At 52.3% G+C, this 16,875-nt stretch carries 11 protein-coding genes; 6 read left to right on the forward strand and 5 right to left on the reverse strand.

Features of this window, described 5'->3' with window-relative positions; all coding sequences use genetic code 11:
- Positions 1-57 precede the first annotated feature (57 nt).
- The 3 genes from H8L32_RS17795 to H8L32_RS17805 are packed head-to-tail and all read right to left on the reverse strand — an operon-like array spanning position 58 to position 4,415.
- Positions 58-1,401, reverse strand: a complete 1,344-nt coding sequence (locus tag H8L32_RS17795) for a GGDEF domain-containing protein (RefSeq protein ID WP_186948605.1) — start codon at positions 1,399-1,401, stop codon at positions 58-60.
- The gene (locus tag H8L32_RS17800) at positions 1,398-2,393 is read right to left on the reverse strand and encodes an ABC transporter substrate-binding protein (RefSeq protein WP_186948606.1); all 996 of its coding nucleotides are present in this window, start codon (positions 2,391-2,393) and stop codon (positions 1,398-1,400) included. Before H8L32_RS17800 ends, H8L32_RS17795 begins: the two co-directional genes overlap by 4 nt.
- Positions 2,394-2,396: 3 nt before the next feature.
- Positions 2,397-4,415 carry a TonB-dependent receptor plug domain-containing protein gene (locus tag H8L32_RS17805; protein ID WP_186948607.1) on the reverse strand — a complete coding sequence of 673 codons (2,019 nt, stop codon included), beginning with the start codon at positions 4,413-4,415 and terminating at the stop codon, positions 2,397-2,399.
- Positions 4,416-4,729: 314 nt separating this feature from the next.
- Between H8L32_RS17805 and dnaE the strand changes: the two genes are divergently transcribed.
- The 6 genes from dnaE to H8L32_RS17835 all read left to right on the forward strand — a co-directional run bounded on the left by dnaE (position 4,730) and on the right by H8L32_RS17835 (position 15,569).
- A complete protein-coding gene (gene dnaE, locus H8L32_RS17810; protein WP_186948608.1) occupies positions 4,730-8,248 on the forward strand; it encodes a DNA polymerase III subunit alpha in 3,519 nt (1,172 codons plus the stop codon).
- A 4-nt stretch (positions 8,249-8,252) separates the two neighbouring features.
- Entirely contained in the window at positions 8,253-9,563 is a 1,311-nt protein-coding gene (locus tag H8L32_RS17815) for an O-antigen ligase family protein (RefSeq protein WP_186948609.1), read from the forward strand.
- A gap of 180 nt (positions 9,564-9,743) precedes the next feature.
- Positions 9,744-11,489, forward strand: coding sequence for a lipid A export permease/ATP-binding protein MsbA (gene msbA / locus H8L32_RS17820; protein ID WP_230412290.1), 1,746 nt, complete (start codon positions 9,744-9,746; stop codon positions 11,487-11,489).
- A gap of 36 nt (positions 11,490-11,525) precedes the next feature.
- Entirely contained in the window at positions 11,526-12,107 is a 582-nt protein-coding gene (locus tag H8L32_RS17825) for a peroxidase-related enzyme (RefSeq protein ID WP_408058945.1), read from the forward strand.
- Positions 12,108-12,115: 8 nt separating this feature from the next.
- Positions 12,116-13,150, forward strand: a complete 1,035-nt coding sequence (gene waaF, locus H8L32_RS17830; RefSeq protein ID WP_186948611.1) for a lipopolysaccharide heptosyltransferase II — start codon at positions 12,116-12,118, stop codon at positions 13,148-13,150.
- Between the two features lie 409 nt (positions 13,151-13,559).
- A complete protein-coding gene (locus tag H8L32_RS17835) occupies positions 13,560-15,569 on the forward strand; it encodes a GGDEF domain-containing protein (RefSeq protein ID WP_186948612.1) in 2,010 nt (669 codons plus the stop codon).
- Positions 15,570-15,602: 33 nt separating this feature from the next.
- Here H8L32_RS17835 and H8L32_RS17840 read toward each other — a convergent pair whose 3' ends face one another.
- A complete protein-coding gene (locus H8L32_RS17840) occupies positions 15,603-15,923 on the reverse strand; it encodes a hypothetical protein (protein ID WP_186948613.1) in 321 nt (106 codons plus the stop codon).
- Positions 15,924-16,378: 455 nt separating this feature from the next.
- Positions 16,379-16,738, reverse strand: a complete 360-nt coding sequence (locus H8L32_RS17845; protein WP_186948614.1) for a hypothetical protein — start codon at positions 16,736-16,738, stop codon at positions 16,379-16,381.
- Between the last annotated feature and the right edge of the window lie 137 nt (positions 16,739-16,875).

Below are 16,875 nucleotides of genomic sequence, written 5' to 3' on the forward strand. Positions count from 1 at the left end.
TTTTGAGGGGAATTGCCTGAAAACAGGGCAAAGTAAGTGTAAAACGGCTCAGATTGTTTAAATTCCGCTCGATTCCACACGATTGCGCCCGCATTTCTTGGCATGGTAGAGGGCATTGTCGGCCTTGCTCATGGTGTCGTGTATGGTATCCGGATGGTGATAGGCGGCCACGCCAAAGCTGGCAGTTTTCTTGCCGACGATCTTGAATTCATGATTGGCGATGGCGCAGCGCAGTTTTTCTGCCGTGGCCACGGCGGCGTGGATGCTGGTTTCACGGAAGATGACTAAAAATTCTTCACCACCCCAGCGGCCAACGGCATCCATGCTGCGCACATGCTCTTTGAGGATGTTGGCAATGCCGACCAGGACCTGGTCACCGATCTGGTGCCCATAGCAGTCATTGACTTGCTTGAACAGGTCAATATCAACAATGGCCAGTGAAAAGAAGGTGCCATAGCGCAAGCTGCGCTGGTGTTCTTCATCCAGTATTTTTTCCAGCTTCAAGCGGTTATGCAGACCGGTCAGACGGTCGGTGCTGGACAATAATTCCAGGTCACGATTGCGCATTTCCAGTTCGTGGGTGCGGGCGGCGACCAGGCTTTCCAGGTTGCTGTTCACTTCCATCATGGACTTGTGGCTGCCTTCCAGTTTTTCTGCCATCTGGTTGAAACCTGCTTCCAGCTCCTGCAATTCGCCGCCAGAACTGGCTGTGATGCGGGTGCTCAGGTCGCCCTGTTCCATCTGGTGTACACCATCCAGCAGACGTGACAGGGGGCGAGTGATGTCGCGGCTCATGCGCAATGCCAGTACCGATGCACAGGCAGTGCCAATCAGGCCTAACAGTATGCTGGCGGCGACAAAGGCATTTTTGCTCTGGCGGCTGGCATGGGTGCTCAGTTCAAGATATACCCGGCCCAATAATTTGGGTTTGTTGCTGGCCTTGTCGCCAGCCTTGTCATTGCTGCCGCGGTCAAACAGGTCAAAGGTATCGCTGTCGGCCTTGCCCTGGTAAATCGGGGCGGCAAAGATCAGCGAGCCCTGTTCACCCTTGATCACTTTGCCGGTGTTGGCGGCATCTGCATGTTCCGGCCCCATTTTGCTGGGTTTGCCGCTGACGGCCAGTACCTTGTTGCTGGCATCTGTGATGATGACGGCCTTGGCATCATCTTCTTTCATGACAGACTGAGTCAGGGCTTGCAAGACGTCGCGGTTACCGGAAAACGCACCGTACTCGCTGGCAGGTGCCAACTGGCGGGTGATGACGGCACCGCGTGCTTTCAGGGCACCATCAATTTCGGTAATGCCGACGATGACGGCCAACAGCACCAGCAAGACAGAAATTACCCACACCGGTGCCAGTGCCAGGAAGAGTATGCGATGGGCGAGCGGCCAGTTTTTCATTGGGCGCGCTCCGGTATGGCTTTTAATTTTCGCATCAGTATGCTTTCATCATCTACTTCCAGGCTCAGCGAACGGCTGACCTGGGTATTCACACTGACGGTGAAGTAACGTGGGTATTGCGGCTGTGGCAAGGATGCATGGGCGGGCAAGCCCTGAATGATTTCTGCCACCTGCTGGCTGATTTGAGCCGGGGAACTGAAGACGGCAGCCAGGGCGCCGGCCTTGACATAAGATGCGGAAAAGCCGAACAGCGGTATTTTCTGACGATAGCTGGTCAGCAAAATGCTGGGAATATTATTGCGGTTATAAATAGCCGGATCAGGTACTGCCAGCAGGGCATCGCTATTGGCCAGCAGCCTGCGCAGGGCTGGCAGCAGGTCTGAATCATCATTCGTGGTTTCCATATTCAACTGGAAATCAGCTTCTTTGGTGGCGGTCTGCATACCTGTCATCATGTCGGCAGAATCCTTGCCCAGCAATATGCCAATGCGGCTGCTGGCAGGCAGGGCGGCACGTATCAAGGCCAACTGGCGGTTCCACGACTGGTCTACATACACGGCAGAAAAATGATGCGGGTCCTGATGGCGGCCATACTGCCTGGCGACCTTTTGAAAGGTGCTACGCGGCACCAGCACGTTCAGTACAGACATGGCGGGCGGCTTTTGTGCCATGGCCGTCATCGCCGGCGTGCCTACTGCAATCAGCAACTGGTTATAGGCATTGCGTGACAGCTCGTCTGTTTTCAGGGTAGGCAGGTACAGGGTTTTGACCGTGGTTTTGGCAGTGCTGCCTTGCGCCAGCTGGCTGGTCAGACTACTGGCAAATTCGGTATAGGCAGCGCCATCTTCACTTAGCAGTATGGTGACATTATCGATAGCCAGACAGCGCAGGGGCGTCAGCAGACAGAATAGCAAGCCGAGCATGTACGGCAAACCCATGCCGGCACAAGAGGGCAAGTGACGAAGCAGGCGCTGGACATGCTGACGCAACATAGCTCACATATCCAGTCTGAAATTCAGCCTGACGCGACGCCCTGGCAATTCATTGTCATGCCGGTATTCAAAGTAACGGGCGTCAGCCAGGTTTTGGGCTATCAGCGAGCATTCGGCCTGCTTGCCACCGACTTTGAACTGATAACTGAGCTTGCCGTCCAGACGGCGGTTGGCATCGACGTAATACCCACGGTTTTCATTGGGATTGTAATCAGTGGCATTGAACTTGGTTCGGGCGACCTGGTACATCACCAGGCTGCCGTTCCACTGTTCATTGAAGCGATGACTAAGCATCAGGCTCTGGCTGTACTTGGGCAGGGAATCACTATAGATGACACCATTCGCATTATCGCTTTTCACTCCACCACCCGATAAACCGTATATCAGTTTGGTTTTGTCGCCAAGCTGTGTTTTCAGTTGCAGTTCATACCCGCGCATGATGGCGGTGCCTGCGTTAAGGTTGCCACTGGCTGCCGAACGCTTGTTGCGTACATCAATCAACTGGCTGTAGTCATCGTAAAACAGGCGGAAATCAATATCCAGGCCAGCATATTTGCCCATGTAACCGATGTCGCTGGATTTCACGCGTTCTGTCTGCATTTCGGGCAAGCCGGGGTAAAAACCGGCGCTACGCCAGTAGGTGTCGTAGACTTTTTCATACACCGATGGCGAGCGGGTAGCGCGCGAATGGCTAAAGCGCAAGGTATGCCCCGGCAATACATGCCAGTTGACGGCGACGCGCGGTGTAGTGTCGGTGCCAGTATAGGTATTGTTTTCTATCATGCCACCGACATTGAAAATCAGATCGGGTCTGGCACGCCATTCCAGGTTGCCGAAAAAGCGTCGCAAATGATAAGGAAAATCACCGTACAGATACTGGTTGTTACCGACCCCCAGATAATACGGTGCATAGGTCTGGTCATAACGCACGCTGCCACCCCATACCAGCCTGGCATTCTTGAAAGGGGTAAAGGTATGCTGTACTTCAATGTCATAGCGGCGCAAGATGGCATCGCCATCGCTGACACCATCAGAATCCTTGAGTTTGGCGTAGACCCGTTCTACGGTGTGGAAAAGCTGTACGGACAGTTCACCACCGGCTTCCAGTGCACGTCGCCAGTGCAGCATTTCAAAATGGTTTTCTGCCCTGCGGCTGATGGCAGATACGTTGCCGTATTCGCCCACTTCACGCGGACCGCCGTTGTAACCGAACTGGAATTCCAGCGCATCGGCTGCAGTGAGCTGGTAATCGGCGCGCAGGTTCAGGTTTTGTATGGTCTTGTTGTCGTACTTGTTCAGGTTCCAGAAAGTGAATTGTGAGGTTGCATTCTTGATACGGCTGTCTTCGCCGATATCGTCACGCAGGCTGCCGGTGATGCGATAGCTGAGATCACCATTCTTGCCGCCATAACGGAATATGGCTTCCTTGCGCCCGGTACCGGCTGTCAGTGACAGCATCTGACCCTGGGTTTCTACAGGGTGGCGGGTGATGATATTGATGACGCCGGAATAAGAATTCGCCCCATAACTGGCAGAGTCGGGCCCGCGTATGACTTCTATGCGTTCTATGTCTTCCAGGACGATGGGCAGGTCACTCCAGTTGACGCCGCCAAACAGACTGGAATACACCGATCTGCCATCAATCAGCACCTGCATGCGGTCAGATGTGGTGGTGGTGACCATGCCGTGATAAGCAACAGTGCTATCAGCAGAAAAATACGGGTCTGCGTGATAAGCCACATACATGCCGGGCACCAGGCGGAATACTTCAGATAAATCCCAGGCGCCGGAATCTTTGATCATTTGCCGGTCTATGATGGTGACCGCGACCGGCGCTTCGTTGATGGGTTGTGACAGGCGTGATGCCGACAGGATGACTGGCATGTCATCGAGAAAAATTGATTCTTCGCCACCACCTGCCAGGGCCTGGCCCTGAGTCAGCAAGCACAGCAACAGCATGCTGCCGGTTTTTTTGCCCGGGCACAGGCAGGGTAAAGCGAATCTGTTTTTTTTAGCTGACAAGAGTTGCTCCAGCACCATAACAAATGTTGATTTAGAGTAACACAGCGAAGCTTACAGATGTAGTTTAAATGCAAAGAAAATCACAGGTGTGCTTTTTTGGTGATTTACCGGGACTTTTATGCGTTATTTAACATTTGTACAAAGATATGGGCTTGAATCGTGGCGCAGGTGCACACAGGCTTATGTTTATACTATGTCTGCCAGCTATCCCACAGCTTGCAATTGGTGACCGTGTTTTAAAAAATATCATTTATCCCGGCCACGAAGGAGGGCAAAGCTTCTGAACCAGGCAGGCAACGGGGTAGAATAGCGGGATGACTACAGAATTAATTATTTCCCCCGAAGCCGGTACTGAAACGGCTACCACAAAGCCTTACGAACCCGCCTTCGTGCACCTGCGCATCCATTCCGAATATTCGATTGTGGATGGCCTGGTGCGCATAGATGATGTCATCAAGGCAGCGGTCAAAGATAAACAGCCAGCAATGGCGATCACTGACCTGGCGAATCTGTTCGCCATGGTGAAGTTTTACAAATCCGCACGCGGCAAGGGCATGAAGCCAATTGCCGGTTGTGATGTCTGGATCAGCAATGACGCTGACCGCGACAAGCCTTCCCGCTTGCTGTTGCTGGTCAAGAACCGCCTGGGCTACCTGCAATTATGTGAATTGCTGGCACAGGCCTGGCTGACCAATCAACACCGTGGCCGCGCAGAAATCCGTTATGAATGGTTGCAAAAACTACATGAAGAAGGCCAGGGCGGCGGCCTGATCGCTATTTCTGGCGCGCATTTTGGAGATGTTGGTGTTGCCATCGACAATGGCAATGTTGACCTGGCGGAACAACTGGCATTGCGCTGGTCGCGTATTTTCCCTCAGCATTTTTATATAGAGATTCAGCGTGCCGGCCAGCCAAACATGGAAAACCATGTGCGTGCAGCCGTGGCAATGGCCAGCAGGCTGCAGTTGCCTGTAGTGGCAACCCACCCCGTGCAATTCATCAGCAAGGATGACTATACGGCGCATGAAGCAAGGGTCTGTATTGCAGAAGGTGACATGCTGGCCAATGGCCGCCGTGTACGCCGCTTCAATGAGCAGCAGTGTTTTAAAACCCAGGCAGAGATGGCAGAACTGTTTGCCGACATGCCCGGTGCCTTGCGCAATTCAGTAGAAATTGCCAAGCGCTGCAACCTGACACTGGAACTGGGCAAGCCCAAGTTGCCGGATTTCCCTACGCCGGATGGCATGACCATCAATGATTTCCTGGTGCATGAAGCCCAGCGTGGCCTGGAATTCCGTCTCCAGCATTTGTTCACCAACCCTGAAAAGCGGGAGAAAGAGCGCGCCCGCTATGAAGCGCGCCTGAAGTTTGAAACCGACACCATCATCAAGATGGGTTTTCCCGGTTACTTCCTGATCGTGGCGGACTTTATCCAGTGGGCAAAAAACAATGGCGTGCCTGTCGGGCCTGGTCGTGGTTCCGGTGCCGGTTCGCTGGTTGCGTATTCGTTGCTGATTACCGATCTGGACCCTTTGCAGTACAACCTGCTGTTCGAACGTTTCCTGAATCCTGAGCGGGTATCCATGCCCGATTTCGATATTGACTTTTGCCAGGAAGGCCGTGACCGCGTCATTCAATACGTGAAAGACCGCTACGGCAAAGATGCGGTGTCGCAGATCGCCACCTTCGGTACCATGGCGGCCAAGGGTGCGATACGTGACGTCGGCCGGGTGCTGGATTTCGGCTATATGTTTTGCGATGGCGTGTCAAAGCTGATTCCGTTCAAGCCGGGCAAGCAGGTGACGATTGCTGAAGCCATTGTCGAAGAGCCACTGCTGGCTGAACGTCAGGAAAATGAAGAAGAAGTCAAAACCCTGCTCGACCTGGCGCAACAGGTGGAAGGCATCACCCGTAACATCGGCATGCATGCCGGTGGTGTGTTGATTGCACCGGGCAAGCTCACCGATTTTTGTCCTCTGTATACTCAGGGTGGCGATTCTGGCGTGGTTTCGCAATATGATAAGGACGACGTGGAGGCCGTAGGCCTGGTCAAGTTCGACTTTTTGGGTTTGACCACGTTGACCATTCTTGACCGGGCCGTGCGTTATATCAAGATGATGGACCCTGCCATGGCAGATTTCGATCTGGCCAAATTGCCGCTGGATGACCGGGCATCATATGAACTATTGACCAAGGCGAAAACCGTCGCTGTGTTCCAGCTGGAAAGTCGCGGCATGCAAGGCATGTTGAAAGATGCGCGTCCCGATCGTTTTGAAGACATTATCGCGCTGGTGGCTTTGTACCGGCCTGGTCCTATGGACCTGATCCCGGATTTCTGCAAGCGCAAGCATGGTGAGAAATTCGATTACCCTGATCCGCGTACTGAAGGCATTTTGTCTGAAACCTACGGCATCATGGTGTATCAGGAACAGGTTATGCAGATGGCGCAGGTGGTCGGTGGTTACTCACTCGGCGGTGCGGATTTGCTGCGTCGTGCCATGGGTAAGAAAAAAGCCGAAGAGATGGCCGAGCATCGTCAGATTTTCCGCGATGGTGCCGCCAAGGATGGCTTGCTGCAAGAAAAGGCCGACGAGATTTTCGATTTGATGGAAAAATTCGCGGGTTATGGTTTTAATAAATCCCATGCTGCCGCGTATGCCTTGCTGTCGTATCACACTGCGTATCTGAAGGCCCATCACCCCGCTGCGTTCATGGCAGCCAATATGTCGCTGGCCATGGATGATACCGACAAGGTCAAGATTCTGGTGGAAGATGCGATTGATATCTGCAAGCTGAAAATGCTGCCGCCGGATATCAATCAGTCTGAATACCGTTTCATGCCAGTTGCTGAGCCAGGCAAAAAATCCACTCAGGTACGGTATGGCATGGGGGCTGTGAAGGGCTCTGGTCAGAATGCGATAGAGAGCATTATTACTGCAAGAAAAACTGGCGGGCCGTTTACGGATTTGTTCGATTTCTGCAAGCGTGTTGACAAGCGTCAGGTCAACCGTCGTACCGTGGAATCACTGATACGTGCCGGTGCCATGGATTGCCTGGGCAAAGACCGTGGCATTTTGCTGGCCACGGTAGATTTTGCACTGGAAGCTGCCGAGCAGGCCGAAGCCGCAGCAAACCAGGTCAGCCTGTTTGGTGATGACGACGACCTGATCCCGCCGCCGGATTATCTGGATGTACCAGTCTGGACAGACAAAAGACGCCTGACCGAAGAAAAGACGGCCCTGGGGTTTTATCTGTCAGGCCACCTGTTTGATTCTTATGCACCTGAAGTGCGTCAGTTCATCAAGACCACGCTGGCCAAGCTGGAACCATCGCGTGATTTGCGTTTGATTTGCGGCATCATCAGTGGTGTACGTACCCAGATGACGCAACGCGGCAAGTTATTGATTGTCAGTCTGGACGACGGCACTGCCGTGGTTGAGGTCACGGTCTACAGCGAAATCATGGAAGAATTCAAGTCACTGTTCAAGGAAGATGAATTCCTTGCAGTGCTGGGCAAGGTGTCAGAAGATCGTTTCTCTGGCGGTTTGCGTATTTCTGCTGAAAAAGTCATGGACATTGGCCGCGCCCGCGTACAGTTTTCGCAAGGCTTGCGCCTGACGCTGACTGCCGGTGCCGATACCAAGAAACTGCAAGAGCTGTTGAAACCGCATCTGAATGCCGATGGTTGTCCGGTCTTGATACGCTACCAGAACGCCAATGCCGGTGCCGAGCTGTATCTGTCGGACCAGTGGCGGGTGAATCCGGATGACACCTTGCGGCAAAATCTGGGTGAATGGCTGTCCATGAAAAACGTCAAAATTGAGTACGCCTGATTCCATGGATAATGTTCGCGTGTCGTCTGTTGACGCTGTGCTGTACAGGGATGCAGCACAGGGTTGGCGGCAGGCTTTGCCGCAGCAGATATTGTCGGTATTGCCACTGACCCTGTTTTTTCCGGTGGGTGTGATGTATTTCGGCGTCTTGCTGTTTTATGCAGGATTGCTGGTATCTGGCGGTTTTGTCCGCAAGATACAAAGACTGCGCCAAAGCCCCATGCTGTTGCCAATTTTTGCCCTGAGCCTGGTCAGCGTGGTGATAGCTGCCAGCCAGGGTATGCCGGACGATAATGCCAGGGAATTCTGGCCGGGTTTCTGGCATTACCAGACTTATCTGTTTCTCTTGCCCTTCATCACGGTGGCACCGGGTATCTGGCAGCGTCGTGCGATGTATGTGTTTTTTGCCGGGGCAGTTGTGGCAGCCAGCCTGTTCGTGGCGAATGCCTTTCACCTGCTGCCTGCGAATACCCTGTTTCGCAGCTATGTAGTGTATGAGGGTAATAAATCAATTTTGCTGGGTATCCTGATGGCGGTGGCGGCTGCCTGGATGTTGCATGAATTGCGTACCCATCGCGATCATTTGTTGTGGCGGGTACTGGCCATTGTGTATGTGGCGGCGGCATTGATCTTGCTGGCCAAGACCCGCACGGCGAGTCTGCTGTTTGTGTTGTTGTGCGTGATCTTGATATTGCGCCAGATGGGCTGGTCCTGGCGTACCTTTGCCTTGCCGCTGGTATTGCTGGCAGCCTTGTTTGGCGGCTGGAAATATGCATTGAGCCTGCCACCACCACCGACCTGCGAGATACGGCTGGTGCAGGCTGGCCCTTGGGAAATATTCAAATTGCGCAGCATCTGCACCATACAGCAATTGCGCGATTTTTCTCAGGGCCGCAAGGTTAATGAAGATGGCATGCGTCTGGAGATATACCGGATTACTGCCGACATCATTGCCGACGACCCTGTGGCAGGGCATGGTATTGCCAGCTGGATGCCGCTGTATCAGGAAAAAGCCAAAGGTCTCAGCAGTGCCACCATGACCACGCCACACAATGATTATCTGTTGTACCTGACTGAGCTGGGTGTGTTTGGCTTGCTTGCCCTGCTGGGTATCTGGGCAGCACAGTTGTGGACGGCGCGCCGCATGTCGCAGCATGAACATCCCCGGGTAGCGGAATTGGCCATGCCCTTGCTGATGCTGACCGTGGCGATGATGCTGGGCGGTATGTTCAATGCCATTTTGCGTGACGGGGTGTTTGGCATGGCATTCATGATACTGCTGGCGATACCGCTGGCTGGTCTGCGCAGTGAATAAGTCTGCAGTAAAACTGCTGCAGAACATCTTCAGAATAAAATTTTTGTGATGCCATGCTGTGGTATTGCGTGGCATTCAATGACATCAAGTGTGTCAGTAAGCGTGACATTCGGTGAGATATTAAGTGCCCGCATACATATCAGCGTAAATCAGAGCAAACGAGAAAAATGAAATCGGACTATGAGCTTGATCAATAAAGAAACAACGATGGTTTTCCGGCGTTTATGGGCATCCATTACGCCCTATCGCGCGCGCGTCTGGTGGGCCTTGCTGACCATGTTGGGAACAGCTTCGACCGAAGTCATGTTCCCCAAGGTGCTAGGGTATATTCTGGATCATGGCTTCAACGGTGATGCCAGCAAGTTGGCTTTGTGGAAAGTGCCGGTGGCGATTATTGCGATTTTCCTGTTTCGTGGCATCTGCACATTCACCACCAGTTATCTGATGACCTGGGTGTCGAGCAAATTGCTCAATGAACTGCGGGCCAGGGTATTTGACCGCATACTGAACGTGCCCATCAGTTTTTATCAGGCCGAATCCAGCGGGCGCATCATCAATACCATCATGTTTGAAGCACAGCAGATTGTGGAAATGCTCAAGGTGTCGATGACGACCTTGTTCCGCGATTCGCTGACGGTGATCGTATTGATGGCGGCACTGCTGTGGCGTAACTGGCAATTGACCATCGTCGCCCTGGTGCTGATGCCGGTCATGGCCCTGCTGGTACGCGGGGTCAGCAAGCGCCTGCGCAAGCTCAACCAGAATCAGCTGGACGTCAATAATGAACTGACGCAGGTGATAGAAGAAGCCACCCGCGCCAGCCAGGTCATACGTATTTTTGGTGGCCAAAAGTATGAACAGCAGCGTTTTGATGCCAAGAATGAAAAACTGCGTGGCTATGCCATGCGCACCACGGTTGCCGTGGCTTCCACCACGCCGCTGACGCAATTGGCAGCTGCCGTTGCAGTGGCGGTGGTGATCATGTTTGCAGTGTCGCAGGCGGCAGCCGATGCCACGACAGCAGGACATTTTGTTGAATTTGTCAGCCTGATGATGTTGTTGCTGACCCCGCTGAAAAGACTGGCTGATCTGAATGGCCCTTTGCAACGTGGCATGGCAGCGGCAGAATCGGTATTTGCATTGATCGACACCGCACCCGAAAGCGATAGCGGCAAGACACTGACTGCAAGGGCGCAGGGCAGGCTGGAGTTTGTCGGCACCAATTTTTCGTATCCGGGGCAAGAACAGGAAGCACTCAAGGACATTAATCTGCGTGTAGAACCGGGTGAAACCATCGCCCTGGTAGGGATGTCGGGCGGCGGTAAAACTTCGCTGGTGAATCTGGTACCGCGTTTTTATACGCCAAATTCAGGAGATATCCTGCTGGATGGCTGCTCGCTACAGGCGATTTCCCTCAGCAGCCTGCGTGAACAGATTGCCATGGTCAGCCAGAACGTGGTGCTGTTCGATGACACCCTGGCCGCGAACATTTCTTATGGCGATGGCGAGCCGGATGCTGCCCGTATTGCTGCTGCCGTGCAAGCTGCTTATCTGACTGATGTGGTGCGCGATTTGCCAGACGGCTTGAACACCATGATAGGCGACAATGGCATGCGCCTGTCTGGTGGCCAAAGACAGCGCCTGGCGATTGCCCGTGCCATCTATAAGAATGCGCCCATCCTGATCCTGGATGAAGCCACATCGGCACTTGACAGCGAATCCGAACGTGCTGTCCAGGCGGCGCTGGACGAATTGATGCAGGGTAGAACCACGCTGGTGATTGCACACCGTCTGTCCACCATAGAACGCGCCAGCCGCATTGCCGTGCTGGTGGATGGCAGGATTGTGGAAATGGGGACGCATGCCCAATTGCTGGATAATAATGGGGTGTATGCCAATCTGTACCGCCTGCAATTTGCAGCTTAGCGCAGTAACTTGAACTAGTAACTTAGTAGAGGATGCATGATGACCGCTGCCATTTCCCGTTTTCCGGTGCCTTCCCTGCAAGATTTGCCTGAGGACATACGTGAAAAAATCCTTGCGGTACAAGAGAAAGCTGGTTTTGTGCCCAATGTGTTTTTGACGTTGGCGCACCGGCCGGATGAGTTCCGTGCCTTTTTTGCCTACCATGATGCATTGATGTTGAAGACCACGGGCAATCTGAACAAGGCCGAACGTGAAATGATCGTCACTGCCACCAGCGCCAAAAATAATTGTTTGTACTGCGTGGTGGCGCACGGTGCCATCCTGCGCATTTATGCCAAAAATACTTTGGTGGCTGACCAGGTTGCTGTCAATCATTTGAAGGCTGACATCACGCCCCGCCAAAGCGCAATGTTGAATTTTGCCATCAAGGTGTGCCTCGATTCGCAAAGCGTCAACGAAGCTGATTATGCCTTGCTGCATGGCCATGGTTTTGACGATGAAGATATCTGGGACATTGCCGCCATCACCGCTTTCTTTGGTTTGTCCAACCGCATGGCGAATGTGATTTCGATGCGACCGAATGATGAATTCTTTCTGATGGGGCGTACGCCAAGATGATGCCGGGTATGGAACAGACATTGCCCCGTATCCTTGTCATCGCACCTAACTGGATAGGTGATGCCGTCATGGCGCAGCCTCTGTTGCAATTGCTTAAACAGGATAATCCGCAGGCTGCGATTGATGTGCTGGCACCGGCCTGGGTGGCACCCGTACTACGCGCCATGACAGAAATCGATACCGTGCTGGAAACCCCGTTCCGGCATGGTGCCTTGCAATTGCGCGAACGCTGGCGTTATGCGCGCCAGTTGCGCCAGCGCGGCTATGTGGCTGCCTATGTCTTGCCCAATACCTTGAAATTTGCGCTGCTGCCGTGGATGGCAGGTATCAGGAAACGCGTAGGCTACAAGGGCGAAAGTCGTTACGGCCTGATCAACCTCATGCATCATGACAATCGCCAGGCACCGCGTGCCATGGTGGCATTTTATGCTGCCCTGGCTTTTGCACCTGCCGATGCAGCACCTCAGAATTTGCCAAAACCAAGGCTGCAAGTTGATGCTGTCAACATAGCGGCGACCATGCAGGCCATGGATTTATCCATGCAGCATACGCTAGTCTGTTTTGCGCCGGGTGCCGAGTTTGGTAATGCCAAGCGCTGGCCGGTCACGCACTTTGCCGAACTGGCCCGCACCATCCTGTATGCGCAGCCGACTGCACAAATTGTCTTGCTGGGTTCGCCCAAGGATGTGGAAGTCTGCAATCAGATCCAGGCTATCTGCCCGCAGGTACATCAATTTGCCGGCAAAACCTCGCTGGACCAGGCCGTGGCCTTGATCGCCCAATCGGCGGCAGTGGTTTCCAATGATTCTGGTCTTTTACATATCGCTTCGGCCCTGAATCGTCCGGTGATTGCGATTTATGGACCAACTGATCCCGGTCATGCACCGCCGTTTTCAGATGTTGCCCATTCATTATCGTTGCATCTGGACTGCGCACCTTGCCGCCAGAGGGAATGCCCCTTAGGGCATCATGACTGCATGCAGAAGCTGGGGGCAGACAAGGTCTGGCAACCACTGCAAAAGATCTTGCTGTCCGCTGGCTGAGCGCATTCATGCTGGCAGACATGTTCAGATTGCTACTGCCAAGTGCATCTGAACGGGAAACCATTCGACTGTAAATGATTGTTTCAGCCGTGATTCTGCACGGCAAGCTGTTGTACCATCAAAAATCAAACACTACAAATACACTGTCAAGCTTATTTTTGTGCCCTTAGCACCCGAAGCATGTCAATTTTGGCAATATTGGACTTAAGCGTTGCAGTATCCTTAGACGTAGCCTGGACATCAATTAGATGTAATAAACATTGCAGGGCATTGTAGCCAGATGAACAAGGCAGGCAGTGACGTGGCAGTGGATCTGCGCCTGTATTGTGTGCATTTTAATAATTACAACATTCCTTTTAGCTGTATTGATGTGTATTCAGTCAGGAAGTGTCGTGCTGCTTCCCATTACATGAAAACGAAACTCTTCAGACACTTATTGCTTGGCCTGGTCTGCCTGTGCACGCAAATGCTGCCCATGCTCACGCCGTCTGCGCATGCCGTAGAAAAAGTGAGACTGCAACTGAAATGGACGCATGCCTTCCAGTTTGCCGGTTATTACGCGGCCAAGGAACTCGGTTATTACCGCGAGGCAGGCCTGGATGTCGATATCCAGCAGGCACAGCCTGGTATGGACGTCATTGATGAAGTGGTGAGTGGCAAAGCCGACTATGGCATAGGCACCAGCAGCCTGGTACTGTCGCGAAAGGAAGGCAAGCCGGTCGTCGTCATTGCGGTGATTTTTCAGCATTCACCCTTGATATTGATTGCCAGAAAAGATGGAGAGTCACAGACTGTGCATGATCTGTCTGGAAAACGCATCATGCTCGAACCACAATCCCAGGAATTGCTGGCTTATCTCAAGCGCGAAAACATCCCGTTTGATCAATTCAAGAAAGTTGAGCACAGTTTCAATGTCGATGATTTGATTAATGGCAGGGTAGATGTCATGTCCGCCTACCTGACGAACGAACCTTTCCGGCTGGGGCAGGCCGGTGTTGCCTATCACATCTATACACCACGTTCTGTCGGCATTGATTTTTATGGCGACAATCTGTTCACTACCGACAAGGAAATCAAGGAACATCCCGAACGGGTAAAAGCTTTCCGCGCGGCCAGCCTGCGTGGCTGGGAATATGCATTGCAACATCAGGAAGAAATTATCGACCTCATCCTGCAGCGCTATGTGGGTTTGAATAAGCTTGGGTCGAATAAAGAGTTTTTTCATTATGAGGCGGCACAAACCAGCTACCTGCTTAGTCATGACCTGATTGCCATCGGCTATATGAACCCGGGGCGCTGGCGACATATCGCCGATACTTATGCAGAATTGGGAATGTTGCCAGCCCATTTTTCCATGGATGATTTTTTGTATGAGCCCAATCCGGAAGTCAATCTGAGCTGGTTCTATGTATGGAGTCTGTTTGCGCTGATTTTTGTCGGCATTGTTGGTAGTGTTGCGCTGTATATTTTGCGTGTGAACCGCAGGCTGGCACATAGTCTGGATGAAATTCGCAAGAACGAACTCAGGCTGAGTTTCCTGTCTTCTGCGATCGAACATAGTCCGGCATCTGTCATCATCACTGATGCCAATAGTGTCATCGAATATGTGAATCCGCATTTCACTACCGAAACGGGATATGCGGCAGAGGAAGTTATCGGCAAAAAGCCCAGTATTTTGCAGTCAGGCCAGGTCAAGCCAGAAACCTACAAGGCCATGTGGCAACAGTTGTTGCGCGGTGAAGAATGGACCGGCGAACTCATCAATCGTCGCAAGAATGGCCAGGTGTATTGGGAAGAAGCGCATATTGCGCCTGTGAAAAACGCGACAGGAAAAACTACCCATTATGTTGCGGTGAAGGTTGATGTCAGTGAGCGCAAGCTGGTCAACGATAAACTGGCTTACCTGGCACACCATGACAGCCTGACGAACCTGCCTAACCGGATTTTGTTTTTTGAGCGCCTGGCTCAGGGGCTGGCACTGGCGAAAAGAAACAAGACACGACTGGCGCTGATGTATATAGACCTGGACCGCTTCAAGCCCATCAATGATACTTTTGGTCATGCTGTGGGGGATGTCTTGCTGCAGCAGGCTGCTGAACGCATGAAGCAGTGCCTGCGCGATTCAGACACGGTAGGGCGCATAGGTGGTGATGAATTTGTCGCACTGACCCTGAATGTCAGCGATGAGCAAAGTGCCGGAGTGCTGGCAGAAAAAATCCGCGCCGCGCTGACAGCCCCGTTTGTGATTGCAGACAATACCCACATCATTTCCGCCAGTATAGGCATCGCCATCTATCCTGATCATGGCGTGACAGAGCTGGAACTGGCAAAAAAAGCCGACATGGCCATGTATGCTGCCAAGGCTGGTGGGCGTAATCAGGTTACCCTGTACACACCCAGCCTGAGCCCCGCACCATAACTGGCCGGATTTGTTACGCCTGAAACCTTGCGCTCAATTGATCCTTGAAGGCGTTCCAGAGCGTTTCTTGATGTCTTCAATTTTTGATTTCAGCACGCTTAATTCTTTCAGCGATGCCGATGCTTTGGGAGACAGGTCTTCAGTTTCTTTGACTATATCCAGCAATATATCGATGATCAATCCTAACTGCGTACCATACGACGCCGCATTGAATACTTGCGCTTCTATTTCAGCATCCCCGGACACAGGTGGAATCATGGCGTTGAACCATGTCCTTGGTTCAATCTTTTGTGCGACATTGCCACTCCAGGGGAAATGAACTTGCGGTGACCACACCCATAGCCATGGATACATGATAGCTCCTTGTTTTGATGGAACATGCCGAGAGGGAAAAACGAAGCTGAATTGCGGTATTCTGAAACGCTGTGAATCCAAATTCTTGCAGCTATACCTTACAGCCATACTCTGGTGAGCAGACTGTTTTGCTGAGTGTTGCCTAAAAAATATCATCTATCCAGATAATATGCAATCATCAATTGTTGCAATGCGCTGCGCAACAACATTGACTCACGCTTGGAGATGGCGAGTGAGGAGGTAGGGCGGGGGACTGGCTGATTCAAGAACAGAATCAGCCAGAGATATTCATGCCAGGTGCATGGTGCGCAATATTTCTGCGGGACAATCGTCGTAGATGGCTATTGCCACGTACATGTTTGCATCTGAATGAAAATGCTATGAAGCTTGCCAGCCGGACGGTTATACAAAAAAGCAGCCAAAGCAGGTAAAAATCACAGCATTTTCTGCACTAATTACAGCTCTAATGCAGTTTCGATATCGGACACTTTGCGTCGGGCGAGTGCCAGGTTCGATTTGGATTTATCCAGCACGACATACAAGAACAGACCTTCGTGTTTGGCCAATGGACGCAAGATATGGTATTGCTTACCCAAAGTGATCAGGATATCTTCAATCACATCATCGATCGCCAGGGATTGCATGGTTTTCAGTTTTGCACGCACTACTTCAGTATTGCCTGCTGCTGCAATTTCCAGATCCAGTCCACTGCCTGCCTGTCCCAGTATCATGCCGCTGCTGGAATCTACCAGAGCCGCGCATTGCGCGCCATCCAGGGTCAGTAAATTTTGCACTGATTGATTAATATTCGCCATTCAAAACTCCAATATAACGACGTCAAGAAAAAAACAAACGACGTGACGCCTAAAACGACATTTGTCTGAAAGAAATCTGTAGCGCTAACCAGCGATTTCCCATGTGATACAGGGAAGGACCTTGTCAGCTTCCATCT

The sequence above is a fragment of the Undibacterium hunanense genome (genome assembly GCF_014284335.1).
In the GTDB taxonomy this organism is placed as follows: Bacteria; Pseudomonadota; Gammaproteobacteria; order Burkholderiales; family Burkholderiaceae_D; genus Undibacterium; species Undibacterium hunanense.